Below are 26227 nucleotides of genomic sequence, written 5' to 3' on the forward strand. Positions count from 1 at the left end.
CGGGTCCCAGCACCATGGTGCTGGGACCAGGGCTAAGGCCGTCTGCGGCGGAGTGAGCTGGGCGCGACGCCGAAGTGCGCACGGAACGTGCGGCTGAAGTGGGCCGGGTCGACGAAGCCGTTGTCGAACGCGATCGACGACACGGACCGCGCCGCATGAAGCGGATTGAGGAGCTCGTCATAGCAACGTTCGAGACGACGGTTCCGGATGATGGTCGAGACCGTCGTTCCTCGGTCACTGAACAACAGGTGCAGGTACCGCACCGAGACGAAGTGCGCAGCCGCGATCATGCCGGGGCTGAGCTCCGGCTCCGCAAGATGCTCGTCGACGTACTCGAGGACCCGGTGCAGGAGAGTCTCCTGAGTCCCGGCGACGACCGGGGAGCCGCCGTGTGATTCCAGCAGCGTCGACACCAGGGCGAGCGCGTTCTGCGAGAGGCGGTGCAGCGTGTGGGGCTCGAAGTCGCACGCCTGCTGGGCGAGGGACGAGATGTACGGGCGCACCAGGGCGCCGATTCCGGAGGCGCTGTCCAGGGGCGTCGCAGCAGCCCGGGCGATCACGGGGCCGGGCAGGGCGAGCATCTTCTTGGGGAACATCACGACCGAGATCCGCGTGTCATCGCCGCAGACGATGGAGTACGGGCGGCCGGTGTCGGAGACGGTCATGTCGCCGGCAGCCAGACGGTTCTCACCACCGTCCTGGACGATCGTGCCACTGCCCTGCTCCAGCACGGTGAACTTCAGGTAGTGCTGCGGGTTCTTCGCGATCAGCGATGGTGTGCGGTGCACCGAGTGGGCGTCCCCGGCGATCGTCAGCAGCTGCACATCACCGCTCGCCCGGCCACTGAGCGCGCCCTGGAAGTCGTCGGGCCGGTCGGTCCTGACATCGAGAGCGACGACGGCTCGTGCCGCGGCGCTGCGGAACGCCGCGAACCTCAGGTACCTGGTGGGTCTCGCCGGGCGTTCCACGGTCTGGTCGAGGGTCATCTGGCTGCACTCCATCGTGAGGTGTCGATCCGATACGGTGCGGTGGTTCATCGCAGAAGCAACGGCGGCGCCGGACGGCGCAGCAGCGATGCGCAGGCACCTCACGACGTGGACAGCGGGAGCGGGCCGGGCGCTGCCGCCCCACTCCGCGATCCGGTCACTTCAACGATTCGTGCACGCTGGGGGCGGTCCGGTCCTCACCGGGGCAGTGCGTGCAGGGCTGCCTCGAGCTGCTCCAGCAGCAGGTCGGCGTGCTCACGGGTGAACACCAGGGGTGGGCGCATCTTCAGGACGTTGTCGTGAGGGCCGATGCGGCTGATCAGCACGCCGCGTTCGCGCAGGTCCTCGACCAGTGCCTTCGTCAGGTCCGCTGCCGTCCGTCGTTCCCCGTCAGGAGCGATGAACTCCAGGCCGAAGAACAATCCACGGCCCCGGCCGGCACGCACGTGCGGATCGCCCTCGGCGATGCCGTGCAGGCGGCCCCCGATGTGCTCGCCGAGCTCCCGGGCCCGGGCCATGAGGTCCTCCTCCTCCATGACCTGCAGCACGGCCATTCCAGCGGCGGAGGAGACGGGGCTGCCGGCGAAGGTGTTGAAGTACATGTTGTGCCGGCCGAACTCGTCGAGCAGCTCCTCGGTGGTGACCACGGCACCGACCGGGTGTCCGTTGGCCATGGGCTTGCCCATGGTCACCAGGTCGGGGGTGAGCTCGAACATCTGGTGGCCCCACATGCTGGTGCCGATCCGGCCGAAGCCCGACTGCACCTCGTCGGCGATCACCAGGCCGCCGGCGGCCCGAACCCGGGCGGTGACGCCTTCGATGTATCCGGCCGGGGTGTGCAGCAGCCCTTCGGTGGAGAACAGGGGGTCGAAGAGGAACGCCGAGACCCCGTGCCCGGTCTCCTGCAGGGAGGCGATGGCGGCGTCGACCCCGGTCAGGGCCTGCTCGAGCAGCTCCCGCTCGTCGGCCGCTCCGATCACGTCGGGGATGTGCAGGGCCCGCACGTGGGCGCCGAGGGGCTCGCGGGTGGTGAGCCCGGTGGTCATCTCGGCCAGGGTGATGGTGTTGCCGTGGTAGTTGAAGTCGGTGACCAGCACGCCGGTGTGCCCGGTGTGCTGGCGGGCGAGGCGCAGGGCCAGCTCGTTGGCCTCCGAGCCGCTGTTGACGAAGAACACCCGTTCCAGGCCGGTCTCGAAGGTGGCCAGCAGGGCCTCGGCGTACTCCACGACCCTGCTGTTGAGGTAGCGGGTGTGCAGGTTGATCGTGCGCAGCTGGGCGCTGACGGCGTCGGCGACCACCGGGTTGGCGTGCCCGACGTGGGGGACGTTGTTGTACCCGTCCAGGTAGGTCCTGCCCTGGGCGTCGGTGAGCCAGACCCCGTGGCCGGACACCAGCTCCAGGGGAGTGTCGTAGAACAGTGGGGAGTGCCGGCCCAGCGTGGCGTAACGGCGCGCCAGGAGGTCGGAGCCGGCCTGCGGCTCAGCGGTTGCCGAGGAGGTGGTTTCTGCGGTCATGGCTGTCCTTCGGTGTGAACGCGTCAGTAGCCCGTGAGAGGTCAGAGGGCCGCGCGGCTGAGCAGGCCCCGGGTCAGGAGCGTGATGGTGGCGATCTGCTGCTCGGCGGTGCCCGGGCTGGTGGCCGCCTGCGTTCCGCAGGCGCGGATGGCGCCGGTCAGTGCCGCGGCCATCGCGTCGATGGCGACATCCTCGGGCAGCTGTCCGGCGGCCTGTGCCGCCAGCAGGTCGATCTTGATGAGCTCCTCGACGGACTTGGACGTCATGCCCAGCACACCCGCCAGGACCGGCACGATGTCCGGGCCCATCACTCCGTAGAACCGGCCGGCCGGTGTGCTGGTGGCCTCCACCAGGGCCCGGGCCAGCGCGGTGACCCGATCGACCAGCCCGCGAGCCTCCTCGCGCAGGGTGCTGCCCCGGTCGTAGACCTCGGCGCCGATGCGCAGGTACACCTCGCGGACGATCTGATCCCGGCCCTCGGGGAAGTAGGCGTACACCGTGCGGCGCGACAGCCCGGCACGCCGGCTGAGCTCCTCCAGCGTGGTGCCGGCGTAGCCGGCCTCGCTCAGCGCCTCGGCTGCGGCATCGAGGATGTCCGCCCGGGCTCGCAGCTTGTTCCGCTCACGCAAGGACAACTGCTGCTCGTCGGAGGTGCTCATGGGGTGACCGCCTTCCTGCCGTCGGTCCGGGCCCCCCCGGCCCGGTGCTCCGCTGGAGTGAGCCTCAACGGCTCGTGCCGAATCATTGCACACGCTGGGAAAAAGGTGAAGGCTATGGGTACTTGCTTATCGAAGTGGGCACACTTTAGTTTTGTCGTGAGGCGGCTCACATTCTCCGGCCATCCTCTCCGTCACGAGAAAGACGTCACCATGGACACAGGCACAGCAATCCGCACTGTTCGAATCGCGCTCCGGCGGTACGGCTTCGTCGAGGGTGCGGCGCTGGAACTGGTGAAGTACCGGGAGAACTACATCTTCCGTCTCACCGAGCCCACCGGGGCGAGCTATGCCGTGCGCCTGCACCGGGCCGGCTATCGGACCGACGCTGAGATCAGGACCGAGCTCGCCTATCTCAAGGCTCTGGCGGAGCGGGGGATGAGCGTGCCCGAGGTCGTCCCCGCGGTGAACGGTGAACTGGTCTGTCTGGTGGACGCCGAGGGCGGTGAGACGTACTACCTCGACGTGCAGAAGTGGCTGGAGGCGTCGTTCCCGCTCGGGGACGTGGCCGAGGCCTTCGCGGGGACCAGGGCGCTGGAGCCCGAGGCGTTCCGGCAGCTGGGCGTGCTGACGGCAGAACTGCACCACCACACCATGACGATCGGGCGGACACCGGGCTTCGAGCGCAGCGCCTGGGACGTCGAGGGCCTGGCGGGTGCGGCGCCGCTGTGGGGCACCCCGCTGGCGCTGGAGGAGCTGAGCCGCGAGCAGGCCGCTCTGCTGGCCAGGGCCCTCGCCAAGCTCAGGGCCGAGCTGGGGGCCATCGGCACCGCCCCGGAGTCCTACGGGGTGATCCACGCGGACCTGACGCTGGAGAACGTCCTGGTCCAGGACGGGCGGCTGATCATCATCGACTTCGACGACTTCGGGGAGGGCTGGCATCTCTTCGACCTCACCACCGCCCTGTTCTTCCTGGTGCCGCATCCGCGCTACGAGGACTACCGGCGAGCCCTGCTGGAGGGCTACCGCTCAGCACGGCCCGTGCCGGACAGCTTCTTCGAGGCGTGGGACGCCCTGCTGCTGGCCCGGGGAACGACCTATCTGGGGTGGGCCGCCGACCGGCGAGGCGACGAGACGGCCGAGTTCATCGTCGAGCGCGTCGTCCCGGTGGTGCTCGGGTTGGCCGCACGCTACGCCCCGATGCTCTCATCCCCCGCGGCCGCCTCCGGCTGACGCGGTCCCGCCGCCCCGTGCAGGGTCCTTGCCGTCTCCAGCATGGCCTCCGCCCGTCGCGACGGTCGCACGCCGGAGTCCCACGCGAGGCAGACGTCGACGGGGCGCGGGGTGGGGTCGATCCGGCGTAGGACGAGGGAGCGTCCGCCCCAGGTGAGGTCCCCCTCCGGGTGCTGGACCAGTACGGAGTAGCCGAGGCCGCGTCCCACCAGGGACCGGGTGATCTCGTAGTCGGTCGTGCGGAAACGGACGTGCGGGGTGACCCCGGCGGCAGCGAACAGGGCCATGGTGTTCTCCCGGCTGGGAGGAAGGTCGAGGAGGATGAACGGCTCGCCGGCGAGGCGCTCGAGCGGAAGGCATTCCGCGGCGGCGAGCGAGTGATCCGCGGGGAGCACCACGTGCGGGACGGCTGAGTACAGGCGATGTGTGCTGATCCCGGCCGGGAGCGCGACGTCGTAGACGACGGCGAGGTCCAGCTCTCCCCGGGTCAGCCTCTCCAGGACCGCGGTCTGACTGCCGCTGAAGAAGTCCAGGTCCACATCCGGGTGCTCCTCGGTGTATGCGGCGAGCAGCTCTGCCAGGACGGTGGGGGCCAGGGTGAGGTAGCTCCCGAGCATCAGGGGGCCGTGCAGGTTGTCTCCCGAGTCCTGGGCGCGCAGCTCCAGATCCTCCGCCTCGTGGAGGAGGCTGCGGGCGTGCCGCAGCACGTCCTCACCGCTGCGCGTGAGGGTGACGCCGTGGGCGCGGCGGCGCACCGTGAGTTGGGTGCGGAGGACTCGCTCCAACTCGTCGACCGCTCCCGACACCGCCGAGGGGGAGACCCGAAGGCGCTGGGCAGCTCCGGTGATGCTGCCGAGTTCGGCGACGGCGACGAACGAGGTCAATTGGCGCAAGGTGAACCCGACGGTGCGCACGGTGCCGCCTCCTCTGATTTTCTGTGGAACATCGCAAGATATCTGTTCTTTCCCCATGATATGTCCGCGGTCACACTGGAGGGACGACATGTCGACCCCCGAGGAGACCCTTCCCATGACGAGCACGGCGCACGAAACGATCGACTGCCCCACCGCCGACTGGGTCACCATCCCGGATCTTCATCGTGATCCGTTCCCGATCTATCGGCGGATGCGCAGCGAGGCCCCGGTGCACTGGGTGCCGGCGGTCAACCGGTACATGGTCACCGACTACACCGCCTGCCACATCATCGAGCAGGACGCCGAGCGCTTCAGCGCCGACGAGACCGATTCACTGATGAAGCGGTCGATGGGCCACTCGATGCTGCGCAAGGACGACCCCGAGCACAAGGTGGACCGGGACTCCTACGGGGCCACGCTGCGCCCGAAGACCATCAAGCAGCACTGGAACGCGATCTTCGCAGCCAACAACCGCCGGTACCTCGACGAGCTCAAGGCGAAGGGCCCCGGCGCGGACTTCGTCTGGGACTACGCCGCCCCCTACGCGGCGGAGAACCTCCGGCTGATCTGCGGCTTCCACAACGCCACCCAGGAGGACATGCAGCGCTGGAGCCAGACCATGATCGACGGCACCGGCAACTACGCCGACGATCCGGAGGTCTGGGCCGAGAGCGAGAAGTCCTCCGCGGAGGTCGACGCCGCCATCGACGAGATGCTCCCCCACTTCCAGGAGAACCCGGACCACAGCCTGCTCTCGGGGCTCTCCTCGATGCCGATCCCGCTGGAGGCCATCCGTGCCAACCTCAAGATGACCATCGGCGGGGGCCTCAACGAACCCCGCGACGTGCTGTCCACCACGATCTGGGCGCTGCTCACCCACCCCGAGCAGCTGCAGGAGGTCCAACAGGATCCGTCGCTGCACCTGGCGGCCTTCGAGGAGTCCGTGCGCTGGGTCGCCCCCATCGGCATGTACCCGCGCCAGGTCGTGGCCGACACGGTCCTGGAAGGCGTCCGGCTGCCCGCCGGGGCCCGTCTGGGCGTGGTGATCGGGGCGGCCAACCGCGACCCGAGGATCTGGGACGACCCCGAGGCCTTCGACCTCCTCCGCCCCAAGCGCCCGCACCTGGCCTTCGGCGGCGGCTCCCACTTCTGCGCCGGCACCTGGGTCGCCCGGGCCTCGGTCGCCCAGATCGCCATGCCGGCTGTGCTCGCCGAGCTGCCCGGTCTCCGCCTGCACCCGCAGGACCCGCCGGTGGACGCCGGCTGGGTCTTCCGCGGCATGGTCCACATGCCCGTCCACTGGGACTGACCCCACCCCGCGCACCCGCTGATCCGCACCCCTCACCGATCCCCGCCAGGAGCTCCCATGCCCACCATCACCTACCACCAGCCCGACGGCGCAGCGCGCACGCTCACCGTCGAGGACGGCACCTCCGTCATGCGCGCGGCGGTCGTCGCCGGCGTTCCCGGCATCGTCGGGGAGTGCGGAGGCCAGGCCATGTGCGCCACCTGCCACGTCTACCTCCGTCCCGGTACCGAGGAACTCCTGCCGCCGGTCGGCGAGGACGAGGACGAGATGCTCGACTGCACGGTGGCCGAACGCACCGACCGGTCCCGCCTGGGCTGCCAGGTGACCACCGGAGGAGAGCTGCAGGACCTCGAGGTCGACGTGCCCGCCGAGCAGGTGTGACCGTGAGCGCCGAACACCACGAGCCCGGCGTCGTCGTCGTCGGGGGCGGCCACGCCGGCCTGCAGGTCGCCGAGACCCTGCGCGCCGAAGGTTACGAGGGCACCGTCACGGTGGTCGTCGACGATCCCCACCCGCCCTATCAGCGGCCACCCCTGTCCAAGGACTACCTCGGGGGCAAGGACGCGGCCCCCCTGCCCCTGCGCGGCCCCCGCTTCGCCGAGGAGCACCGCATCGACCTGCGCACCGGCGTCACCGCCACCGGGATCGACCGGCAGAGGCGCACCGTCCACCTCGACACCCACGAGGTGGTGCCCTACGCGCACCTGGTCCTGGCCACGGGCGCGGCCAACCGGCGCCTCACCTGCCCGGGGGCCGAGCTGGACGGTGTCCACGGCCTGCGCACCCTGGACGACGCCCAGCGGCTGAGCGCGGCGATGACCGCTGCCCGCCGGGTCGTGGTCATCGGGGCCGGGTTCATCGGCCTCGAGTTCGCCGCGGTCGCCCAGGCCCGCGGGCTGGAGGTCACCGTCCTGGAGTTCGCCCCCCGGCCGATGGGCCGGGCCGTCAGCCCCGTCACCGGGGACTGGTTCGCCCGGGCCCACCTCGCCTCGGGCATCGACCTGCGCCTGGGCGAGGGCATCGAACGCTGTGAAGGCACCGGCCGCGTCGAGGCCGTGGTCTCGACCACGGGGGACCGGTGTCCCGCCGACCTCGTCGTGGCCGGCATCGGCGTGGTGCCCAGCACGGCACTGGCCGAGCAGGCAGGGCTCGAGGTCGACAACGGCATCGTCGTCGACGCGTCGCTGCGCACCTCCGATCCGGCGGTCCTCGCCGTCGGGGACTGCGCCAGCTTCCCCAGCGTGCACGCAGGGATCCGGAGCCGGCTCGAGTCCGTGCAGAACGCCACCGACCAGGCCCGCCACGCCGCCCGCACCATCCTCGGCCGCACCGCCGACTACGCCGACCTGCCCTGGTTCTGGAGCCGGCAAGGACCCTGGAAGCTGCAGATCGCCGGGCTGCACCGCCCCGGCGACCACACCGTGGTGCGCGGGGACCCCACCGCCGGCAAGTTCTCCGTGTTCTGCTTCCGCCAGGGCCACCTGGTCGCCGTCGAGTCGATCAACCGCCCCGCCGACCACATGACCGCACGCAAGCTCATCCACGGGCGAGTGCCCCTGACACCGGCGCAGGCCGCCGACCCTGCCCTCGAGCTCCAGGGCATCGCCCACGCCGCCACGAGCGCCGCCTGATCCACCGTCCCCCAGGGGTCGGGCGTGCCCCGACGCCCGCCGGCCGCCCGACTCGCCCACCCGAGGGCGACAGCGCGTGGACGGCGACAGGAGCGGGCCTGGTCGGGGCCGTGATGCACCGCGCGTCGCAGGGGGCCGAACGTGTCCGGTGCGGTGAACTAGAATTGACCCCGAGTGTGACGACGGACACGTCGCGCACGCCGATGACGGAACGGGAAAGGCGTCACATGGTGTCGACATCGCGCACTCCTGCCGGCGATGCCGCGGCCCCGGCCCTGATCACGTCGATCCAGGACTGGACGCGGCTCTCCTCCCGGTCCTTCGTGCCCCTGACCTGCACGACGACATCCCCTCGCACCTTCCGGGGTGACATGGCGGCACGGGAGGCCGGGAAGGTGCACGTCACCCACCTGCGGTTCGGTCCCCACGTCGTCGAACGGGCTCTCGTGACGCCCGGTGACCTCGGAGCGGGCCGGTTCAAGGTCGGGGTGCAGCTGGAGGGTCGCGGAATCGTGGAACAGGGGGAGGACACCGCGGAGCTGGGCGTCGGGGACATGGCCCTCTACGACACCTCTGCGCCCTACCGTCTGGAGTTCCCCGACGACGCGCGGCTGCTGGTGCTGATGTTCGACCACGCTTCGCTGGATCTGCCCCCCAACGCGGTGACCCATCTCCGGGCCCGCCGGCTCGGGCCCGAGGACCCCGTCCACCGCATGGTGGGGTCCTTCCTCACCTCCCTGGCCGATCACATGGGCGAACTGACGGGAATGACCGGCCAGCGCATGGGCAACGCGGCTCTGGACCTGCTCACCACGTCCTTCAACCGCGAGCTGGACGGCCAGGTCTCCGTCTCGCTGGACGAGAAGGACCGGCTGCGCGCCACCGTGCACGACTACATCGAGGCGCACCTGGCCGACCCCGAACTGAACCCGGCGATGATCGCCCGGGCGCACTACATCTCCGTGCGCCGACTGCACCAGGTGTTCCACGAGGAGGGCACCACGGTCTCGGCCTGGATCCGCAGGCGACGCCTGGAACGGTGCCGCAGGGCACTGGAGGACCCCGTGAGCGCGGCCGTGCCGATCTCCCGGGTCGCGTCCCGGTGGGGCTTCACCGACGGCGCCCACTTCTCCCGGGTGTTCCGGGCCGCCTACGGCATGACGCCTTCGCAGGTCCGCGCGCGCGCACTGGCGGCCTGAGCCGAGGGCCGCGGTCCCGGCCCAGCCCACGCCGACCCTCGTCCAGCAGCCGGCCGGCGCGGTGCCGGGGCGACTGGCGCCCACGACCGCACCGTCCGTCCGCGGTCAGAGGGCCGCTCAGCCGTGGATGACCTGGGGGGCGCCGAGGTGCTTGAGGCCCTCGACGCCGAACTCCAGGCCGACGTCGAGTCCGTTGGCCATCTCGACGGCCTCGTCGATGTCCGAGTGCTTCACGATGGGCAGCGCGGGCCCGAACTGCTCCTGGGCCACCAGCGGGTTGTCGTCGGCGAGGTCGGCCACCACGGTGGTGGGGTAGAAGTACCCGGGCCGGTCGGTGTCGGGGTTGCCGCGGAGCAGCACCCGCCCGCCCCCGGCCTTGGCCTGCTCGGCCAGGTCGGCGACGATGTCGTACTGAGCCTGGTTCTGCAGGGGGCCCAGGACGTTGTTCTCGTCCAGGCCGACACCCATCGGCATCTTCGCGGCGACCTCGGTGAGGGCCTCGCAGACGGCGTCGTAGACGTTCTCGTGGACGTAGAGGCGCTCACCCACCTCCCGGCCACCACGTGCAGCACGCCCTCGGGCAGCAGCTGGTTGAGCACGTGCGCCAGGGCCAGCACCGACAGCGGGGTGTACTCCGAGGGCTTCAGCACCACGGTGTCGCCCATCCGCAGGGTCGGGGCCGGCTGCCAGACGGAGATCATCATCGGCCAGTCCCACGGCCCGATCGCCCCGACCACGCCCAGGGGCCGGTAGTGCAGCTCGGCCTGGGTCCCGTTCTCCTCCACGAGGGTCTCCGGCTCCAGGGGGAGGGCGGCGGTGGCGCGCAGCCAGGCCGCGCAGGCGCCGACCTCGAAGCGGGCGCTGGGGCCGTTGAGCGGCTCGCCCTGCTCCCTCGAGAGCAGCTCGGCCGGCGCTTCCGCGGACGCCTCCACCGCGTCGGCGGCCGCATCCAGCAGGGCCGACCGTTCGGCGTGGCTGCGGGACGCCCAGCCGGGCTGCGCCCCGCGCGCGGAGGCCGCGGCGGCCGGACCGCTGCCCTTGACTGTCCGTGCACGCCGACCGCCATCCCGGGAACGAACCCGTCCGGCCCGGGGACAAGCGGTGTAATCCTCGTCACCATGGGTGGAAATCACCGTTTCAGCCGGAACCCCGGTCCGCTCCGCCACACCTGGAGGACTGCCATGAGCGACACCACCGACACCGTCCGACCGTCAGCACTGGGCGTCACGCACCCCCTGGACCTGCTGACACCTGCCGAGATCTCCGCGGCCCGCGCCGTGCTGGAGGGGGCCGACCTGCTGCTCCCGTCCACCCGGTTCCCCCGGGTGCTGCCGGTGGAGCCGCCGAAGTCCGTGGTCCTGGGCCACACGGAGGGCGACGACGACTTCGACCGCTCGCTCGACATCACGCTGCTGGACACCGACACCGGCCGCACGCGCCGGGCCGTGGTGTCCGTGACCGCCGGCGAGGTCCGCTCGCTCGAGACCCTCCCCACCGGGGAGCACCCCTACGGGCAGGCCCAGTACCTGTTCGAGGAGTACGACCGGGCCGGGGCGGTCGTCAAGGCGGACCCGCGCTGGCAGGCGGCCATGGCCCGCCGGGGGATCGAGGACACCACCCACACGTTCGTCTCCCCGCTGGCGCCGGGTTTCTTCCCGCGGGAGGACGAGACCGGCAAGCGGGTGATCCGCTCCCTGACCTTCCACCGCCGCTTCGAGGGCGACAACCCGTGGGGCCACCCGGTCGAGGGGCTCATCGCCCACGTCGACCTCACGGCCGGGGAGGTCATCCGCCTGGAGGACGAGGGCGACGTCCCGGTGCCCATGGCCGACGCCAACTACACCCCCGAGCACGTCGGCCCCGCCCGCACCACGCTCAAGCCCCTCGACATCGTCCAGCCGGAGGGCCCGTCCTTCCAGGTCGACGGCACCCACGTGACCTGGGAGAACTGGAAGCTGCGCATCGGCTTCAACGCCCAGGAGGGCCTGGTGCTCAACCAGGTCACCTTCCGCGACGACACCGGGGAGCAGCCCGAGGACCGCTCCGTGCTCTACCGGGGCTCCGTGCCGGAGATGGTGGTGCCCTACGGGGACACCACGAACACCCGCTTCTGGATCAGCTACTTCGACGCCGGGGAGTACCTGCTCGGCAAGAACGCCAACTCCCTCAAGCTCGGCTGCGACTGCCTGGGCGTCATCCAGTACTTCGACGTGTACGTGGCCGACGACGAGGGCCACCCGATGGAGATCCCGCACGCGGTGTGCATGCACGAGGAGGACTACGGCGTGCTCTGGAAGCACACCGAGCCCGGTGAGGCCCCGCAGGTGCGCCGCTCCCGCCGGCTGGTGATCAGCTACTTCGCCACCATCGGCAACTACGAGTACGGCTTCTTCTGGTACTTCTACCTCGACGGCTCCATCCAGGTGGAGGCCAAGGCCACCGGCATCGTCTTCGCCGGCGCCTGCCTGCCCGGGCAGCCCAACCGCCACTCGGCCGAGATCGCCCCCGGCATCCAGGCACCGGTGCACCAGCACATCTTCTGCGCCCGGCTCGACGTCGCCGTCGACGGCACGGAGAACTCCGTGCAGGAGGAGAACCTCGTGGCCCTGCCCATGGGCGACGACAACCCCTACGGCAACGCCTTCACATGGTCGCGCACCGACGTGACCCGGGAGTCCGAAGGAGTCCGGGACGCGAACACGGAGACCGGCCGGAAGTGGTTCGTCACCAACCCCCACCGACGCAACCACGTGGGCGAGCCCACCGCCTACCACCTGATCCCCATGCCGGGCCCGCGGCTGCTGGCCGCGGAGGGCTCATCGGCCCGGAAGCGGGCCGAGTTCGCCACCCACCACCTGTGGGTCACCGCCTTCGACGCCGAGGAGCGGTTCCCGGCCGGGGACTTCCCCAACCAGCACGCCGGCGGAGGCCTCGGGGACTGGGTGGCCCAGGACCGGAACCTGGTCGACACGGACGTGGTGCTGTGGCACACCTTCGGTCCCACGCACATCCCGCGCACCGAGGACTGGCCCGTGATGCCGGTGGACTACTACGGCTTCTGGTTCAAGCCCTACGGCTTCCTGGACCGCAACCCGGCGCTGGACCTGCCGGACTGGTCCACCGCCGGCGGACGCTGCTGCGGCACCGAGGTCGGTCACGCCGATACGGTCCCCGCGGTGGAGAGCGCCCACGCGATCACCGGCACCGGCGACCACTCCACCCACGACTGCCACTGCGAGGACTGAGCCATGAGCACCAGCACCACCCCGTCCGACAACCCGCCCGTGCCCGACGGCCACCCGCCGCACAGCCACCTCGACGCCGGCGGGGGACTCGACCGCCGGACGCTGACCGTCCCGTCCCTGGTCTTCCTCATCATCGCGGCCTCCGCACCCCTGACCGTCCTGGCCGGTGGGGTGACCTCCACCTACGCCGTCGCCGGACTGCTGGGGGTGCCCCTGGGCTACGTCCTGCTCGGGGTGCTGCTGGCACTGTTCGCCGTGGGGTACGGGGCGATGTCCGCCCGGATCACCAACGCCGGGGCCTTCTACGCCTACATCGCCGACGGTCTGGGCCGGCGTCAGGGCATCGGCGCCTCCTGGCTGGCCCTGATCAGCTACAACGCCATGCAGATCGGCATCTACGGGCTCTTCGGGTTCGCCCTGTCGTCCTTCCTCGAAGCGCGCCTGGGCCTCGGGGTGCCGTGGTGGGTCTCGGCCCTGGCGGGGCTCGTCGTGGTGGGTGTGCTGGGCATCAGCCGAGTGGACCTCTCGGCCAAGGTGATCGCCGTGCTGGTCGCCCTGGAGTTCCTGGTGGTGATCGTGGTCGACGTGCTGTCCCTGGCCGTGGCCCCGGAGGGCATCAGCGCCCAGCCCTTCATGCCCACCGAACTGTTCACCTACGGCATCGGCGCGGTCCTGGCCTTCGGGATCGCCGCCTTCATGGGCTTCGAGTCCGGCGCCATCTACAGCGAGGAGGTGAAGGACCCCGCACGCTCCGTGCCGAAGGCCACCTTCACGGCCGTGGCGATCATCTCCGTGTTCTACGCCGTGTCCGCCTGGGCCCTGGCCGTGGGCGTGGGCCCGGGCCAGATCGTCGCGGCCTCCCAGGAGTACGGGCCCGACCTCGTGTTCGTCCTCCTCGCCCAGCACGGCGGGACGCTGCTGACCGACATCGCCCAGGTCCTGTTCATCACCAGCCTGCTGGCCGCGCTCATCGCCTTCCACAACGCCGTGGCCCGCTACTTCTTCTCCCTGGGCCGTGAGAGCGTGCTGCCGTCCTGGCTGGGCGCGGTGGGCGCTCGCAACCACGCTCCGGTGGCTGGATCCCTGACCCAGAGCGCCTTCGCCGTGGTCCTGGTGGCCGTCTTCGCGATCGCAGGCCGAGGCTCGGAACTGGGCCCGCTGTTCCCGGTCCTCACGCTGTTCACCTGGCTCACCAACGCCGGGGCCTTCGGGCTCATCTTCCTCCTGGCCGTCACCTCCGTGGCCGTCATCGGCCACTTCCGCCGCGACCCCGGTGGGCACTCGGCCTGGGTGCGCTGGATCGCCCCGACGATCTCGGCCGCCGGCCTCGGCACGGTCTTCGTGCTCATCCTCGTGAACTTCGACGTCCTCATCGGCGCAGAGGGCCCCAGCCCGCTGGCGGTGGTGATGCCCGGGATCATCCTGCTCACCGGGGCGGCCGGCCTGATGTGGGGCGAACACCTGCGGCGCCACCGGCCCGAGGTGTTCGCCGGGGTCGGCTCGGGCCGGATCGTCGACGAGCACACCGCGACGGTCCCGGCTTCCCAGGGGGCCGGCGATGTCCGCCGCTGAGGCTCTTCGGCCGGCTCCTGCCGGCACGTCGGAACGGGGTGCGGCGCCGCGTGTGAACGCCGCGGCCGATGGGTTGCTGCACGGCTGTCTGGTGCTGTCCGTCGCCGGCTCGGCAGCGGCTCACGGATGGATGGCGGTGGGTGGTGGCCACGGTGCCGGGTGGTCGCTGGTCATGGCCGCCATGGCCGTGCTGTGTGCGTTCTGCGTGGTGGGCCTGCTGCGTCGGCCGCTGGCGACGGAGCCTGTGCGCATGGCCATGGCCATGGCCCTCGCCATGGCGCTGCTCCACGTCCTGATGGTCCCCCTCATGGCAGGTGCCGCAGGAGGAGCGCATCATCATGCGCATGGTGGAGGGGGACGTCCCGGGGGGGATCCTGTGGCCGCGGCCGCGGCCGCGGGCGCAGCGGACCACGGCATCATGATGACGGTCCTCGTGCTGGAGCTGATCGCGGGGGGCCTGGCGGCGGCTCGCCTGCGCCCTCGTCGGCCCCGGGGGTCCTGAACGGATCGGTCGGTCGCTGCCGGGGACGTGTCCGGGACGAGCGCTGCCGGGGTCGCCCTCCTCCCGGGGAGAGCGCGAGAAGAACCAGGGCCTCGACCGCTCCGTCGGCGATCGGTCTCCGGCCCGGCGCTGTTCGTCCTCGGCCGCCTGCTGGCCGCGGTGGGCAGCGGGAGCGGCCTGCTGGGGCGGGGCACGTGCGATCCGGCCCTCATGGCGATGTGCAGGTCGGCGGTGGAGCGCACGTGGGGGCGGCCTCGGCGCTGGCCGGTTCCACGCAGTACCTGCTCGGCGCCGCAACGACCGCCGTCACCGGAGCCACCGGCCGACTGGGTTCCCGGGTCTCCCGTATGCTCGCCGCACGCGGAGTGCCGCAACGGCTCGTCGTGCGCGACCCCTCTCGCGCGCCCGAGCTGGACGGCGCGGACGTCGTGGCAGCCTCCTTCGAGGACGAATCCGCGATGCGCACCGCATTGGCCGGCGTGGACACGCTGTTCCTGATCTCCGCGCCCGAGAGCGCGGACCGGATGCCCGTGCACCGCAGTGCTGTGCGCGCGGCCACGGCGGCCGGGGTCAGCAGGACCGTCCACACCTCCTTCATGGGTGCGTCCCCGCAGGCCACGTTCACCTTCGCCCGTGAGCACTCGCTGACTGAGCAGCTCATCGTGGAGAGCGGGCTGGGGGTCACCGCCCTGCGCAGTTCCCTGTACGCCGACGAGGTGCCGGACCTCGTCCAGGACGGTGTGATCCGCGGTCCCGCCGGGCGGGGCAGGGTGGCGTGGGTGACCCGGCACGACATCGCCCGGTGGGCGGCGGAGACCCTGCTGGACACGGTGCACGCCGACCACGTCTACGACGTCTCCGGTCCCGCACCGATCGACCTGCACGAGACCGCGCGCATCCTCAGCACCGTCATCGGCCGCACGATCAGCTACCTCGCCGAGACCGACGACGAGGCCCGCGCCTCCCGTGCCGTGCCCAGGAGTGGGAGATCGCCGGGTGGACCGGCTCCTACCGGGGCATCGCCACCGGTGAGATCTCGGTGACCAGCCGCACCATCGAGCACGTCACCGGTCTCCGTCCCTGGACGCTGGAGGAGCTCCTGCGGAACGAGCCGGCCACCTGGCAGCACCTCGCCCCCTGAGCCGTTGCCGGCATCCGCGCATCCGGGCGAGCGGACACTGCCGGTGTGTGAGGGCGGTGCTGCCCTGACCTCGTCGAGGGCCGCGGACCCGTCCGGCTGACGGACGGCGCCCGCCGTCGTGGTGCTGAGGAGGCGCGCGGGCCTCACCGTGTGCGGGATGTGGCGCCCGCAGATCCGTCGGAAAAGTCGCGTCGAAGGGGTAGCGCCGTCCACTTCGTATCAGATACGATCTGACGCAAAAGACCTGGGACACACGTTCGGACGTGCCGGACCTGGGCCACCTCCGAAGACCACGAAGGCAGGACGGCATGGCAGAGACGACACCGGCTCCTCGCGGGGCCACCGGGTCCGTTGACTTCACCGACAGGGCGAACCGCCCCGGGAAGGTCATCGCCCTGCACCTGAACTACCCCTCCCGCATCGCCCAGCGGGGCCGCTCCCCGAAGTTCCCCGGCTACTTCCTCAAGGCCGGGACCTCCATCGCCCGGACCGGCGCCACGATCGAGCGCCCGGCCGGCACCGAGCTGCTGGCCTACGAGGGCGAGATCGCCCTGGTCATCGGGCAGACGTGCCGCCGGGTGCGCCCGGAGGAGGGCTGGTCCAAGGTCTCCGGCGTCACCGCCGCCAACGACTGGGGCCTGTACGACCTGCGCCACGCCGACAAGGGCTCCAACGTCAAGAACAAGTCCGGGGACGGCTACACCCCGCTGGGCCCCGACGTCATCCCGGCCGCCGGGCTCGACCCGGCCGCGCTGCGCATCCGGACCTGGGTCAACGGGGACCTCGTCCAGGACGACACCACCGAGGCCCTGGTCTTCCCCTTCGGCCAGCTCGTGGCGGACCTGTCCCAGCTCATGACGCTGGAGGAGGGCGACGTCATCCTCACGGGCACCCCGGCCGGCTCCTCCGTGGCCCAGCCGGGCGACGTCGTCGAGGTCGAGGTGGACGCCCCCGGCGCCCCCGGCGCTCCCTCCAGCGGGCGGCTCGTCACCCGCGTGGTGGCCGGCGAGGAGCCGATGGCGCCCTACGGGCACGCCCCGCAGGTGGACGACACCCAGCGGGAGGAGGCCTGGGGCTCCCGCGAGGCCGCCGGTCTGCCGCCGGCCGCGGGGCACGCCGAGCCGTACCACTACGTGCCCGCCTCCCCGGTCCCCGACCGCAGCCTGCTCACCGACGAGCTCCGGGCGAAGATCAACGGCACGGCCGTGGCCACCATCACCGCGCAGCTGCGCAGGCGGGGGATCGACAACGCCACGATCGACGGAGTGCGGCCCACTCATCCCGGCCGCCGCATCCTCGGCTACGCCAAGACCCTGCGCTACGTGCCCAACCGGGAGGACCTGTTCAAGGCCTTCGGCGGCGGGTTCAACGCCCAGAAACGTGCCATGGACACGGTGCAGCCGGACGACGTGGTGGTCATGGAGGCCCGCGGCGAGAAGGGCACCGGCACCCTCGGCGACGTCCTTGCCCTGCGCGCCAAGGTGCGCGGCGCCGACGCGGTGATCACCGACGGCGGCGTGCGGGACAGCGCCGCTGTCGCCGAGGTCGGCCTCCAGGTCTACTCCAACGGCGCCCACCCGGCGGTGCTCGGTCGCCGGCACATCCCCTGGGAGGTCGGTGGGACGGTCGCCTGCGGCGGGACCACGGTCCAGCCGGGCGACATCGTCATCGGCGACGACGACGGCGTCGTGGTCGTCCCCCCGCAGCTGCTGACCGAGGTGATCGCCGACGCCTGGGAGCAGGAGCAGCAGGACGCGTGGGTGTACGACCGGGTGGCCGAGGGCCACCCGGTGGACGGGCTCTTCCCGCCCAACGCCGAGTGGAAGCGCAGGTACCAGGAGCACCAGCAGCTGCGCGCAAGACAGGACGACCGGTGAGCACCGAGGTCCTCCGGTCCAAGTCGGACCTGGCCTACCAGGCCATCCTCGAGGGGGTCCAGCAGGGCCGCTTCGCCCCGGGCAGCCGCCTGGTGCTGGCCCAGCTGGCCGCCGAGCTCGGGATGTCCGTGGTCCCGGTGCGCGAGGCCGTGCGGAGGCTCCAGCAGGACGGCCTGGTGGCCTACGAGCGCAATGTCGGCGCCACCGTGGTGGGCATCGACCCCGTGGAGTACCGGAACACCATGGAGACCCTCGCCCTGGTCGAGGGGTTCTCCACCGCCCAGTGCGCTCCGCTGATCACGGCAACCGAACTGCAGCGGGCCCGGGAGATCAACGACCGGATGCGCCGGGTGCTGGAGGACTTCGACCCGGTGCAGTTCACCGCGCTGAACAAGCAGTTCCACTCCACGCTCTACGAGCACCACCAGAACGCGCACATCCTCGACCTGGTGCACCGCGGCTGGAACCGGCTGGCCGCCCTGCGCTCCTCCACCTTCGCCTACGTCCCCGGCCGGGCCCGTGCCTCCGTGGACGAGCACGACCACCTGCTGGACCTCATCGCCCGGGGCGCGCCCTTCGACGCCGTCGAGGCCGCCGCGAGGCAGCACCGTCTCAACACGCTCGACGCCTACCTGGCGTCGCACAGCACACCCCAGGACACCGCACGCCGAAAGGACGCCCCATGAGCACCGAGACCACCACCGACACCGCACAGCGCTGGGTTCCGGCCCACCTGCCCGAGAAGATCCAGCACTACATCAACGGCGAGCACGTCGACTCGATCGACGGCGACACCTTCGACGTGCTGGACCCGGTCACCAACCGGCCCTACCTGCAGGCCGCCTCCGGCAAGGTCGCCGACATCGACGCCGCCGTCGTCGCCGCCAAGGACGCCTTCGAGAACGGCCCCTGGCCGAACATGCTCCCGCGCGAGCGCTCCCGGGTGCTGCACCGGATCGCCGACATCGTGGAGTCCCGCGGCCAGGACCTGGCCGAGCTGGAGTGCTTCGACACCGGTCTGCCGATCAAGCAGGCGCTGGGCCAGGCCAACCGCGCCGCCGAGAACTTCCGCTTCTTCGCCGACCTGATCGTCGCCCAGGCCGACGACACCTACAAGGTGCCCGGCCGCCAGGTGAACTACGTCAACCGCAAGCCGATCGGCGTGGCCGGGCTCATCACCCCGTGGAACACACCGTTCATGCTGGAGTCCTGGAAGCTGGGCCCGGCGCTGGCCACCGGCAACACCGTGGTGCTCAAGCCGGCCGAGTTCACCCCGCTGTCCGCGTCCCTGTGGCCCGGCATCTTCGAGGAGGCCGGCCTGCCGGCCGGCGTGTTCAACATCGTCCACGGCTACGGCGAGGAGGGCTTCGCCGGCGACTCCCTGGTCAAGCACCCGGACGTCCCGCTGATCTCCTTCACCGGCGAGTCCCGCACCGGCCAGATCATCTTCGGCAACGCCGCGCCGTACCTGAAGGGACTGTCCATGGAGCTGGGCGGCAAGTCCCCGGCCGTCGTCTTCGAGGACGCCGACCTGGACGCCGCGATCGACGCGACGATCTTCGGCGTCTTCTCCCTCAACGGCGAACGCTGCACCGCGGGCTCGCGCATCCTGGTCCAGCGCGGCATCTACGACGAGTTCGTGGCCCGCTACTCCGCCCAGGCCCAGCGCGTGAAGGTCGGCCTGCCGCACGAGGAGACCACCGAGGTCGGCGCCCTGGTGCACCCCGAGCACTTCGAGAAGGTCATGTCCTACGTGGAGATCGGCAAGCAGGAGGCCCGCCTCACCGCCGGCGGCGGCCGCCCGGAGGAGTTCCCCGAGGGCAACTTCATCCGGCCGACCGTCTTCGCCGACGTCGCCCCGGATGCCCGGATCTTCCAGGAGGAGATCTTCGGCCCCGTCGTGGCCATCACCCCCTTCGACACGGACGAGGAGGCCCTGGCGCTGGCCAACAACACCAAGTACGGCCTGGCCGCCTACATCTGGACGAACGACCTGAAGCGCTCCCACAACTTCGCCCAGAACGTCGAGGCCGGCATGGTCTGGCTCAACTCCAACAACGTCCGCGACCTGCGCACCCCCTTCGGCGGGGTGAAGGCCTCGGGGCTGGGCCACGAGGGCGGCTACCGGTCCATCGACTTCTACACCGACCAGCAGGCCGTGCACATCAACCTCGGCGAGGTGCACAACCCGGTCTTCGGCCGCCAGGAGCAGGCCGCCGAGGAACTCCAGGCCTGACCCTCCACGACTCCAGACATCCACACCTCTTCACGAAGGACAGCCATGACCCACCTCGACGACCGGACGATGACGTCCTCCGGTTTCTACGTCTCCCAGGAAGCCCCGATCCGCTCCGACAACCCGATCCCCACCCCGCAGGCCCCCGCGCCGGACATCCTGCGCTGCGCCTACATGGAGCTCGTGGTCACCGACCTGCAGCGCTCCCGGGAGTTCTACGTGGACGTGCTCGGGCTGACCGTGACCGAGGAGGACGAGAACACCGTCTACCTGCGGTCCCTGGAGGAGTTCATCCACCACAACCTCGTGCTGCGCCAAGGTCCCGTGGCCGCCGTCGCGGCCTTCTCCTACCGTGTGCGCAGCCCCGAGGACCTGGACCGGGCCGTGGCCTTCTACGAGGAGCTCGGCTGCCGCGTGGAGCGGCGCCCGGAGGGCTTCACCCAGGGCATCGGCGACTCGGTGCGCGTCGAGGACCCGCTGGGCTTCCCGTACGAGTTCTTCCACGACGTCGAGCACGTCGAGCGGCTGGCCTGGCGCTACGACCTGTACACCCCGGGCGCCCTGGTCCGGCTGGACCACTTCAACCAGGTCACCCCGGACGTGCCGCGCGCCACGAAGTTCATGCAGGACCTGGGCTTCCGCGTCACCGAGGACATCCAGGACGACGAGGGCACCGTCTACGCCGCCTGGATGCGCCGCAAGCCGACGGTGCACGACACCGCCATGACCGGCGGCGACGGCCCGCGCATGCACCACGTCGCCTTCGCCACCCACGAGAAGCACAACATCCTGGCGATCTGCGACAAGATGGGCGCCCTGCGCATCTCCGACCGCATCGAGCGCGGACCCGGCCGCCACGGCGTCTCGAACGCGTTCTACCTGTACATCCTCGACCCGGACGGCCACCGGATCGAGATCTACACCCAGGACTACTACACCGGCGACCCGGACAACCCGGTCGTCACCTGGGACGTGCACGACAACCAGCGCCGTGACTTCTGGGGCAACCCGGTGGTCCCGTCCTGGTACACCGAGGCCTCCCTGGTCCTGGACCTGGACGGCAACCCGAAGGAGCCCGTGAAGCGCACCGAGGACTCCGAGATGGAGGTGACCATCGGCGCCGACGGGTTCTCCTACACCCGGGAGGGCGACGAGAACGGCACCTACAAGGGCGAGGCCGCGAAGGGCTTCAAGCTCGGAAACCAGCTCTGAGCGGGGACCGGGACGATGCTGGACCACGAGACCCATGTGAAGATCGCCGATGAGCTGCACCAGGCCGGGCTGGACCGCACGCCGGTGCCGCGGCTGACCGCGCGGTACCCGCAGATGGAGATCGAGGACTCCTACGCGGTGCAGCGGATCTGGGCGCAGCGGCAGGTGGAGGCCGGGCGGACCAAGGCCGGGCACAAGATCGGGCTGACCTCCAAGGCCATGCAGGACGCCACCGGCATCGACGAGCCGGACTACGGGGTGATCTTCGACGACCAGGTGGTCGAGTCCGGCCACGTCTACGAGTGGGCGCGGTACACCCACCCGCGCATCGAGATGGAGCTGGCCTTCGTCCTGAAGGAGGACCTCGCCGGCCCCGGCGTGAACCTCTTCGACGTGCTGCGCGCCACCGAGTACGTGGTCCCGGCCCTCGAGGTGCTGGACTCGCGCATCGAGATGGAGGGCCGCACCATCACCGACACGATCTCGGACAACGCCGCGCTCGGCTCCATGGTGATCGGGGGCCGCCCGGTCGCCCCGGACGCCGTCGACCTGCGCTGGGTCGCCGGGGCTCTGTGGCGCAACCAGGAGATCATCGAGACCGGGGTGGCCTCCGGGGTGCTCAACCACCCGGCCAACGGGGTGCACTGGCTGGCGAACCGGATCGCCGGCCACGGGGACCGGCTGGAGGCCGGGGAGATCATCCTCGCCGGGTCCTTCACCCGCCCGATGTGGGTCTATGCCGGGGACACCGTGTACGCCGACTACGGAGAGTTAGGGACCATCACATGCCGATTCGCCTAGAACCACAGCCCAGCCTCAAGGACCTGTTCACGGCCACGGCGCGCGCCGGCCGGAGCGGCCGGCCGGCCGCCGGGATGTTCGTCAGTTCCGGTGACCCGTCCAGCGCCGAGATCTGCGCGTCCGCCGGCCTGGACTACCTGCTGCTCGACGGCGAGCACGCGCCCCTGGGGCTGGAGACCGTCCAGTCCCAGCTGCGGGCCGTGGCCGGCTACCCGGTCGTCCCCGTGGTGCGCGTGCCCGCCCTGGACACCGTGCTGGTCAAGCAGTTCCTCGACCTGGGCGCACAGTCCCTCGTCATCCCCATGGTGGACACCACCGAGGACGCCGAGGCGGCGGTGCGCGCCGTGCACTACCCGCCGCGCGGGGTGCGGGGCGTCGGCTCCGCACTGGCCCGCTCGGCGCGGTGGAACCGGATCCCGGACTACCTGGAGCGGGCCGCGGACCTGGTGACCCTCGTCGTCCAGGTCGAGTCCGCCGCCGCCGTCGAGAACGCCCGGCAGATCGCCGCCGTCGACGGCATCGACGGCATCTTCATCGGCCCCTCCGACCTCGCCGCCTCCATGGGCCTGCTCGGCCGGCAGGACCACCCGGACGTGGTCGCGGCCGTGAAGACCGTGATCGAGGAGGTCACGGCGGCCGGGAAGTTCGTCGGCGTCAACGCCTTCGCCGCCGACCGGGCCCGCGACTACGTGGCGGCCGGGGCCGACTTCGTCAACGTCGGGGCCGACGTCGCGCTCCTGGCCCGGGCCACCGAGGCCCTCGCCGACACCTGGTGCGGCTCCACCGCACCGACCGGTTGAACCGACCGGACCACACGACCACCTCCCTGCGTTAGGAGACGCCATGCTGTTCCACCACCACGGGTACGTGTCCACGGACCCCCGTGTCCAGCCCGCCGCCGGTGTGGGCATCGACCGTTCCCCCGAGCTGCCCGAGACCATGGACGTGCTCGTGGTCGGTGCAGGCCCTGCCGGCATGACCGCCACCGCCCAGCTGGCCAGCTTCCCGGACGTCATGACGTGCCTCGTCGACCGCCGGCCCTACCGGCTGGAGATCGGCCAGGCCGACGGCATCCAGGCCCGCAGCGTCGAGACGTTCCAGGCCTTCGGCTTCGCCCAGGAGATCACCGCCGAGGCGTTCCACCTGAGCGAGATGAACTTCTGGAAGCCGGACCCCGCCAACCCGGAGCACATCGTCCGGACCGCACGGGCCGTGGACGACCCCACGGGCGTCAGCGAGTTCCCGCACCTGATCGTCAACCAGGCGCGCGTGCTGGACTACTTCGCCCGCTTCGCCAGGAACGCCCCGACCCGGACCGAGCCGTACTTCGGCTGGGAGTTCGTCAAGCTCGAGGTCGGCGAGGGGGAGTACCCGGTCACCGTGACCCTGAAGCGCACCGGCGACCAGCCGGAGGGCGGCACGAGCCCGGGCGAGGAGCGCGTGGTCCGCACCAAGTACGTCCTGGGGGGCGACGGCGCGCACTCGAAGGTCCGCCGGGACATCGGTGCCCAGCACGTGGGCGCCGTGTCCTACCACGCGTGGGGCGTCATGGACGTCCTGGCCGAGACCGACTTCCCGGACATCCGCACCAAGTGCGCCATCCAGTCCAAGCACGGGTCGATCCTGCACATCCCGCGCGAGGGCGGCTTCCTGTTCCGCATGTACGTGGACCTCGGCGAGGTGGACCAGAACGACGCCGGCGCCGTCCGCAGGACCCCGATCGAGTCGATCGTGGCCCAGGCCAACCAGATCGTCTCGCCCTACACCGTGGACGTGAAGGACGTGGCGTGGTGGAGCGTCTACGAGGTCGGCCACCGGGTGACGGACCGCTTCGACGACGTCCCCGCCGAGGAGGCGGGGCAGCGCGACCCGCGGGTGTTCATCGCCGGCGACGCCTGCCACACCCACTCGGCCAAGGCGGGCCAGGGCATGAACGTCTCCATCCAGGACGCGTTCAACCTGGGCTGGAAGCTGGGTCACGTGCTGACCGGGCTGAGCCCGGCGTCGCTGCTGTCCACCTACTCGGCCGAGCGCCAGCCGGTGGCCCAGAACCTCATCGACTTCGACCGGGAGTGGTCCGCCATGATGGCCGCCAAGCCGGAGGAGCTGGGGAGCTCCTCCGCGCTCGAGGATTTCTACCAGAAGACCGCCGAGTTCCCGGCGGGCTTCATGACGGAGTACCCGGCCGGACTGCTCGTGGGCGGGGCGACGCACCAGGACCTCGCCACGGGCTTCCCCCTGGGCAAGCGCTTCAAGGCCCACCCGGTCAAGCGCGTCTCGGACACCAACCCGAAGTTCCTCGGACACCAGCACACCGCCGACGGGCGGTGGCGGATCTACGCCTTCGCCGACGCCGCCGTGTCCTCCGCGGAGGACTCGCCGCTGCGGGCCTGGGCGGAGTGGATGGACTCCGCGGAGTCCCCGGTGCGCCGGTTCACCCCGGCGGGCCAGGACCTCGACGCCCTGTTCGACCTGCACGTGGTCTACCAGCAGCCGCACGAGGAGGTGGAGCTGATGAGGACCCCGTCCGTGTTCCGCCCGAAGGTCGGCGAGTTCCGGATCTCCAACCTCAACAAGGTGTGGGGCACGGACCCGGAGGAGGACATCTACGCGGCCCGCGGCCTGAGCCGGGACGGCGTGGTCGTGGTGGTCCGCCCGGACCAGTACGTCGCCCACGTGCTGCCGCTGACCGCGACCGCCGAGCTGTCGGACTTCCTGACGCCGATCTTCACCCGCTGACCGGTCACGGCCGTCCCACCACACTCCCCACCGTCGAGTGGTACGACTTCTTCATCTACGCCACGATGGCAGGCCTGGTGTTCTCCCAGCTGTTCTTCGAGCCCGCCGGGGAATCCGTCGGCCTGCTGCTGGCCTTCGCCTCGGTCGGCATCTCCTTCCTGTTCCGTCCGCTGGGCGCCTTCCTGGCAGGGCACTACGGGGACAAGGTGGGCCGGCGGGCCATCCTGGTGGTCACGCTCGTCCTCATGGGCGGGGCCACCACCCTGATCGGCCTGCTGCCCACCTACCAGTCGGCCGGGGTGATCGCCCCGGTGCTGCTGATCCTCCTGCGCGTGCTGCAGGGCGTCTCCGCCGGCGGCGAGTGGGGCGGGGCGGCCCTGATGGCCGTGGAGCACGCGCCGGCCGACCGCCGTGGGCTGGCCGGCTCCATGCCGCAGCTGGGCGTGCCCCTGGGACTGCTGCTGGCCACCGCCGTCACCGCGTTGATGACCGGTGTGATCTCCCCCGGGGACCAGTTCCTCGCGTGGGGCTGGCGTGTTCCGTTCATCGCCTCGGTCGTCCTCATCGCGGTCGGCTACTTCGTCCGCATCGCCGTGGACGAGTCCCCCGTCTTCCAGGAGATCGCCGCCAAGAAGGAGCAGGCGAGCGTCCCGATCGTGGAACTGTTCCGGAAGTACTGGCACCTCGTGGCCATCGCGGCCCTGATCTTCGTGGGCAACAACGCCGTGGGCTACATGTCCACCGGCGGCTTCATCCCTGCCTACGCCACGTCGGACGCCGTCGGGCTCTCCCGGACCGATGTGCTGGTGGCCATGACCTTCGCCGCCACCGTGTGGCTGGTCTCCACGCTGGCGGCCGGGATCCTCTCGGACCGCATCGGACGCAAGCTCACCTATCAGATCGGCTACGTCTGGCTGATCCTCACCATCTGGCCGCTGTTCCTGCTCATCGACTCGGGCTCCCTCGTCAACCTGTACGTCGGGCTGGGCCTCATCTGCATCGGCACGGGCCTGACCTACGGCCCCCAGGCCTCCCTGTACTCCGAACTGTTCCCGGCCTCCATCCGGTTCTCCGGCGTGTCGATCTCCTACGCGATCGGCGCCATCCTCGGTGGCGCCTTCGCGCCGATGATCGCCCAGGCCCTGCTCGACGCCACCGGTGGCACGCCCGCCATCGCCGGCTACCTGATCGGGATGTGCGTGGTGGCCCTGATCGCCGTGAGCCTGGTCCGGGACCGCTCCAGGATCGACCTGTCCATCAACAACCAGGCCGAGCAGGAGATCGGGAGCACGGTGTTCGACAAGCGCCCGGTGCCGGCCCCGCTCCGTGAGATGAGCAGCTCCGTGCGGTAGTGGCCTCGGGGGGGGGGGGGCGGCCCCGCCCCGCCGGGCACCCACCCACCCGGGGGGGAGGAGGGCCGGGGCCGCCCCCCGGCCGGGGGGCGGGGTGGGGGGGCCGGA

21 protein-coding genes and 1 pseudogene are annotated in these 26227 nt (G+C 70.9%); 17 read left to right on the plus strand and 5 right to left on the minus strand.

From position 1 onward, the window contains the following. Positions 1–32: 32 nt before the first annotated feature. The 3 genes from ACFU0Y_RS03580 to ACFU0Y_RS03590 all read right to left on the minus strand — a co-directional run bounded on the left by ACFU0Y_RS03580 (position 33) and on the right by ACFU0Y_RS03590 (position 3159). Positions 33–986 (minus strand): helix-turn-helix domain-containing protein, encoded by a 954-nt coding sequence (locus ACFU0Y_RS03580; RefSeq protein ID WP_380213074.1) that lies wholly within the window; start codon positions 984–986, stop codon positions 33–35. Between the two features lie 197 nt (positions 987–1183). Then, entirely contained in the window at positions 1184–2500 is a 1317-nt protein-coding gene (locus ACFU0Y_RS03585) for an aspartate aminotransferase family protein (RefSeq protein ID WP_380213075.1), read from the minus strand. 41 nt (positions 2501–2541) lie between these two features. Beyond that, positions 2542–3159 carry a TetR/AcrR family transcriptional regulator gene (locus ACFU0Y_RS03590; protein WP_380213076.1) on the minus strand — a complete coding sequence of 206 codons (618 nt, stop codon included), beginning with the start codon at positions 3157–3159 and terminating at the stop codon, positions 2542–2544. Positions 3160–3369: 210 nt separating this feature from the next. Here ACFU0Y_RS03590 and ACFU0Y_RS03595 point away from each other — a divergent pair, with 210 nt between their 5' ends. Continuing rightward, positions 3370–4389: a phosphotransferase enzyme family protein gene (locus ACFU0Y_RS03595; protein WP_380213077.1), complete on the plus strand. Its 1020-nt coding sequence runs from the start codon at positions 3370–3372 to the stop codon at positions 4387–4389. Here the strand turns inward: ACFU0Y_RS03595 and ACFU0Y_RS03600 are convergent. After that, the gene (locus ACFU0Y_RS03600; RefSeq protein ID WP_380213078.1) at positions 4347–5303 is read right to left on the minus strand and encodes a LysR substrate-binding domain-containing protein; all 957 of its coding nucleotides are present in this window, start codon (positions 5301–5303) and stop codon (positions 4347–4349) included. The two genes, ACFU0Y_RS03595 and ACFU0Y_RS03600, sit on opposite strands and share 43 nt — an antisense overlap. Positions 5304–5418: 115 nt before the next feature. Here ACFU0Y_RS03600 and ACFU0Y_RS03605 point away from each other — a divergent pair, with 115 nt between their 5' ends. From ACFU0Y_RS03605 to ACFU0Y_RS03620, 4 genes are all read left to right on the plus strand, one after another. Then, positions 5419–6612 carry a cytochrome P450 gene (locus tag ACFU0Y_RS03605; protein ID WP_380213079.1) on the plus strand — a complete coding sequence of 398 codons (1194 nt, stop codon included), beginning with the start codon at positions 5419–5421 and terminating at the stop codon, positions 6610–6612. A 57-nt stretch (positions 6613–6669) separates the two neighbouring features. Beyond that, positions 6670–6993, plus strand: coding sequence for a 2Fe-2S iron-sulfur cluster-binding protein (locus tag ACFU0Y_RS03610; protein ID WP_380213080.1), 324 nt, complete (start codon positions 6670–6672; stop codon positions 6991–6993). A gap of 2 nt (positions 6994–6995) precedes the next feature. After that, positions 6996–8243 carry an NAD(P)/FAD-dependent oxidoreductase gene (locus ACFU0Y_RS03615; protein WP_380213081.1) on the plus strand — a complete coding sequence of 416 codons (1248 nt, stop codon included), beginning with the start codon at positions 6996–6998 and terminating at the stop codon, positions 8241–8243. A gap of 227 nt (positions 8244–8470) precedes the next feature. After that, positions 8471–9442 carry a helix-turn-helix domain-containing protein gene (locus tag ACFU0Y_RS03620; protein WP_380213082.1) on the plus strand — a complete coding sequence of 324 codons (972 nt, stop codon included), beginning with the start codon at positions 8471–8473 and terminating at the stop codon, positions 9440–9442. A gap of 117 nt (positions 9443–9559) precedes the next feature. Here ACFU0Y_RS03620 and ACFU0Y_RS03625 read toward each other — a convergent pair. Next, positions 9560–10608, minus strand: a pseudogene (locus ACFU0Y_RS03625) (aldehyde dehydrogenase family protein). A gap of 15 nt (positions 10609–10623) precedes the next feature. Here ACFU0Y_RS03625 and ACFU0Y_RS03630 point away from each other — a divergent pair. The 12 genes from ACFU0Y_RS03630 (at position 10624) to ACFU0Y_RS03685 (ending at position 26119) form a co-directional block, all read left to right on the plus strand. Then, positions 10624–12687 carry a primary-amine oxidase gene (locus ACFU0Y_RS03630; protein WP_380213083.1) on the plus strand — a complete coding sequence of 688 codons (2064 nt, stop codon included), beginning with the start codon at positions 10624–10626 and terminating at the stop codon, positions 12685–12687. Positions 12688–12690: 3 nt separating this feature from the next. After that, positions 12691–14259 (plus strand): APC family permease, encoded by a 1569-nt coding sequence (locus ACFU0Y_RS03635; protein WP_380213084.1) that lies wholly within the window; start codon positions 12691–12693, stop codon positions 14257–14259. A gap of 130 nt (positions 14260–14389) precedes the next feature. Further along, the gene (locus ACFU0Y_RS03640; RefSeq protein ID WP_380213085.1) at positions 14390–14761 is read left to right on the plus strand and encodes a hypothetical protein; all 372 of its coding nucleotides are present in this window, start codon (positions 14390–14392) and stop codon (positions 14759–14761) included. 347 nt (positions 14762–15108) lie between these two features. Further along, positions 15109–15804 carry an NAD(P)H-binding protein gene (locus ACFU0Y_RS03645; RefSeq protein ID WP_380213093.1) on the plus strand — a complete coding sequence of 232 codons (696 nt, stop codon included), beginning with the start codon at positions 15109–15111 and terminating at the stop codon, positions 15802–15804. Between the two features lie 406 nt (positions 15805–16210). Further along, the gene (locus ACFU0Y_RS03650) at positions 16211–17779 is read left to right on the plus strand and encodes a fumarylacetoacetate hydrolase family protein (RefSeq protein WP_380213086.1); all 1569 of its coding nucleotides are present in this window, start codon (positions 16211–16213) and stop codon (positions 17777–17779) included. Next, the gene (locus ACFU0Y_RS03655) at positions 17776–18465 is read left to right on the plus strand and encodes a GntR family transcriptional regulator (protein WP_380213087.1); all 690 of its coding nucleotides are present in this window, start codon (positions 17776–17778) and stop codon (positions 18463–18465) included. The genes ACFU0Y_RS03650 and ACFU0Y_RS03655 overlap by 4 nt, the downstream gene beginning before the upstream one ends. After that, positions 18462–20015, plus strand: coding sequence for a 5-carboxymethyl-2-hydroxymuconate semialdehyde dehydrogenase (gene hpaE / locus ACFU0Y_RS03660; protein ID WP_380213088.1), 1554 nt, complete (start codon positions 18462–18464; stop codon positions 20013–20015). Before ACFU0Y_RS03655 ends, hpaE begins: the two co-directional genes overlap by 4 nt. 45 nt (positions 20016–20060) lie before the next feature. Further along, positions 20061–21227, plus strand: a complete 1167-nt coding sequence (hpaD, locus tag ACFU0Y_RS03665) for a 3,4-dihydroxyphenylacetate 2,3-dioxygenase (RefSeq protein ID WP_380213089.1) — start codon at positions 20061–20063, stop codon at positions 21225–21227. A gap of 15 nt (positions 21228–21242) precedes the next feature. After that, a complete protein-coding gene (locus ACFU0Y_RS03670) occupies positions 21243–22028 on the plus strand; it encodes a 2-keto-4-pentenoate hydratase (protein WP_380213090.1) in 786 nt (261 codons plus the stop codon). Beyond that, positions 22013–22828: an HpcH/HpaI aldolase/citrate lyase family protein gene (locus ACFU0Y_RS03675; RefSeq protein WP_380213091.1), complete on the plus strand. Its 816-nt coding sequence runs from the start codon at positions 22013–22015 to the stop codon at positions 22826–22828. Before ACFU0Y_RS03670 ends, ACFU0Y_RS03675 begins: the two co-directional genes overlap by 16 nt. 43 nt (positions 22829–22871) lie before the next feature. Further along, a complete protein-coding gene (locus ACFU0Y_RS03680) occupies positions 22872–24767 on the plus strand; it encodes an FAD-dependent monooxygenase (protein WP_380213092.1) in 1896 nt (631 codons plus the stop codon). Further along, the gene (locus ACFU0Y_RS03685; protein ID WP_380213094.1) at positions 24764–26119 is read left to right on the plus strand and encodes an MFS transporter; all 1356 of its coding nucleotides are present in this window, start codon (positions 24764–24766) and stop codon (positions 26117–26119) included. The genes ACFU0Y_RS03680 and ACFU0Y_RS03685 overlap by 4 nt, the downstream gene beginning before the upstream one ends. The last annotated feature ends 108 nt before the right edge of the window (positions 26120–26227 follow it).

The sequence above is a fragment of the Kocuria sp. NPDC057446 genome (assembly GCF_042802875.1).
Taxonomy (GTDB): domain Bacteria; phylum Actinomycetota; class Actinomycetes; order Actinomycetales; family Micrococcaceae; genus Kocuria.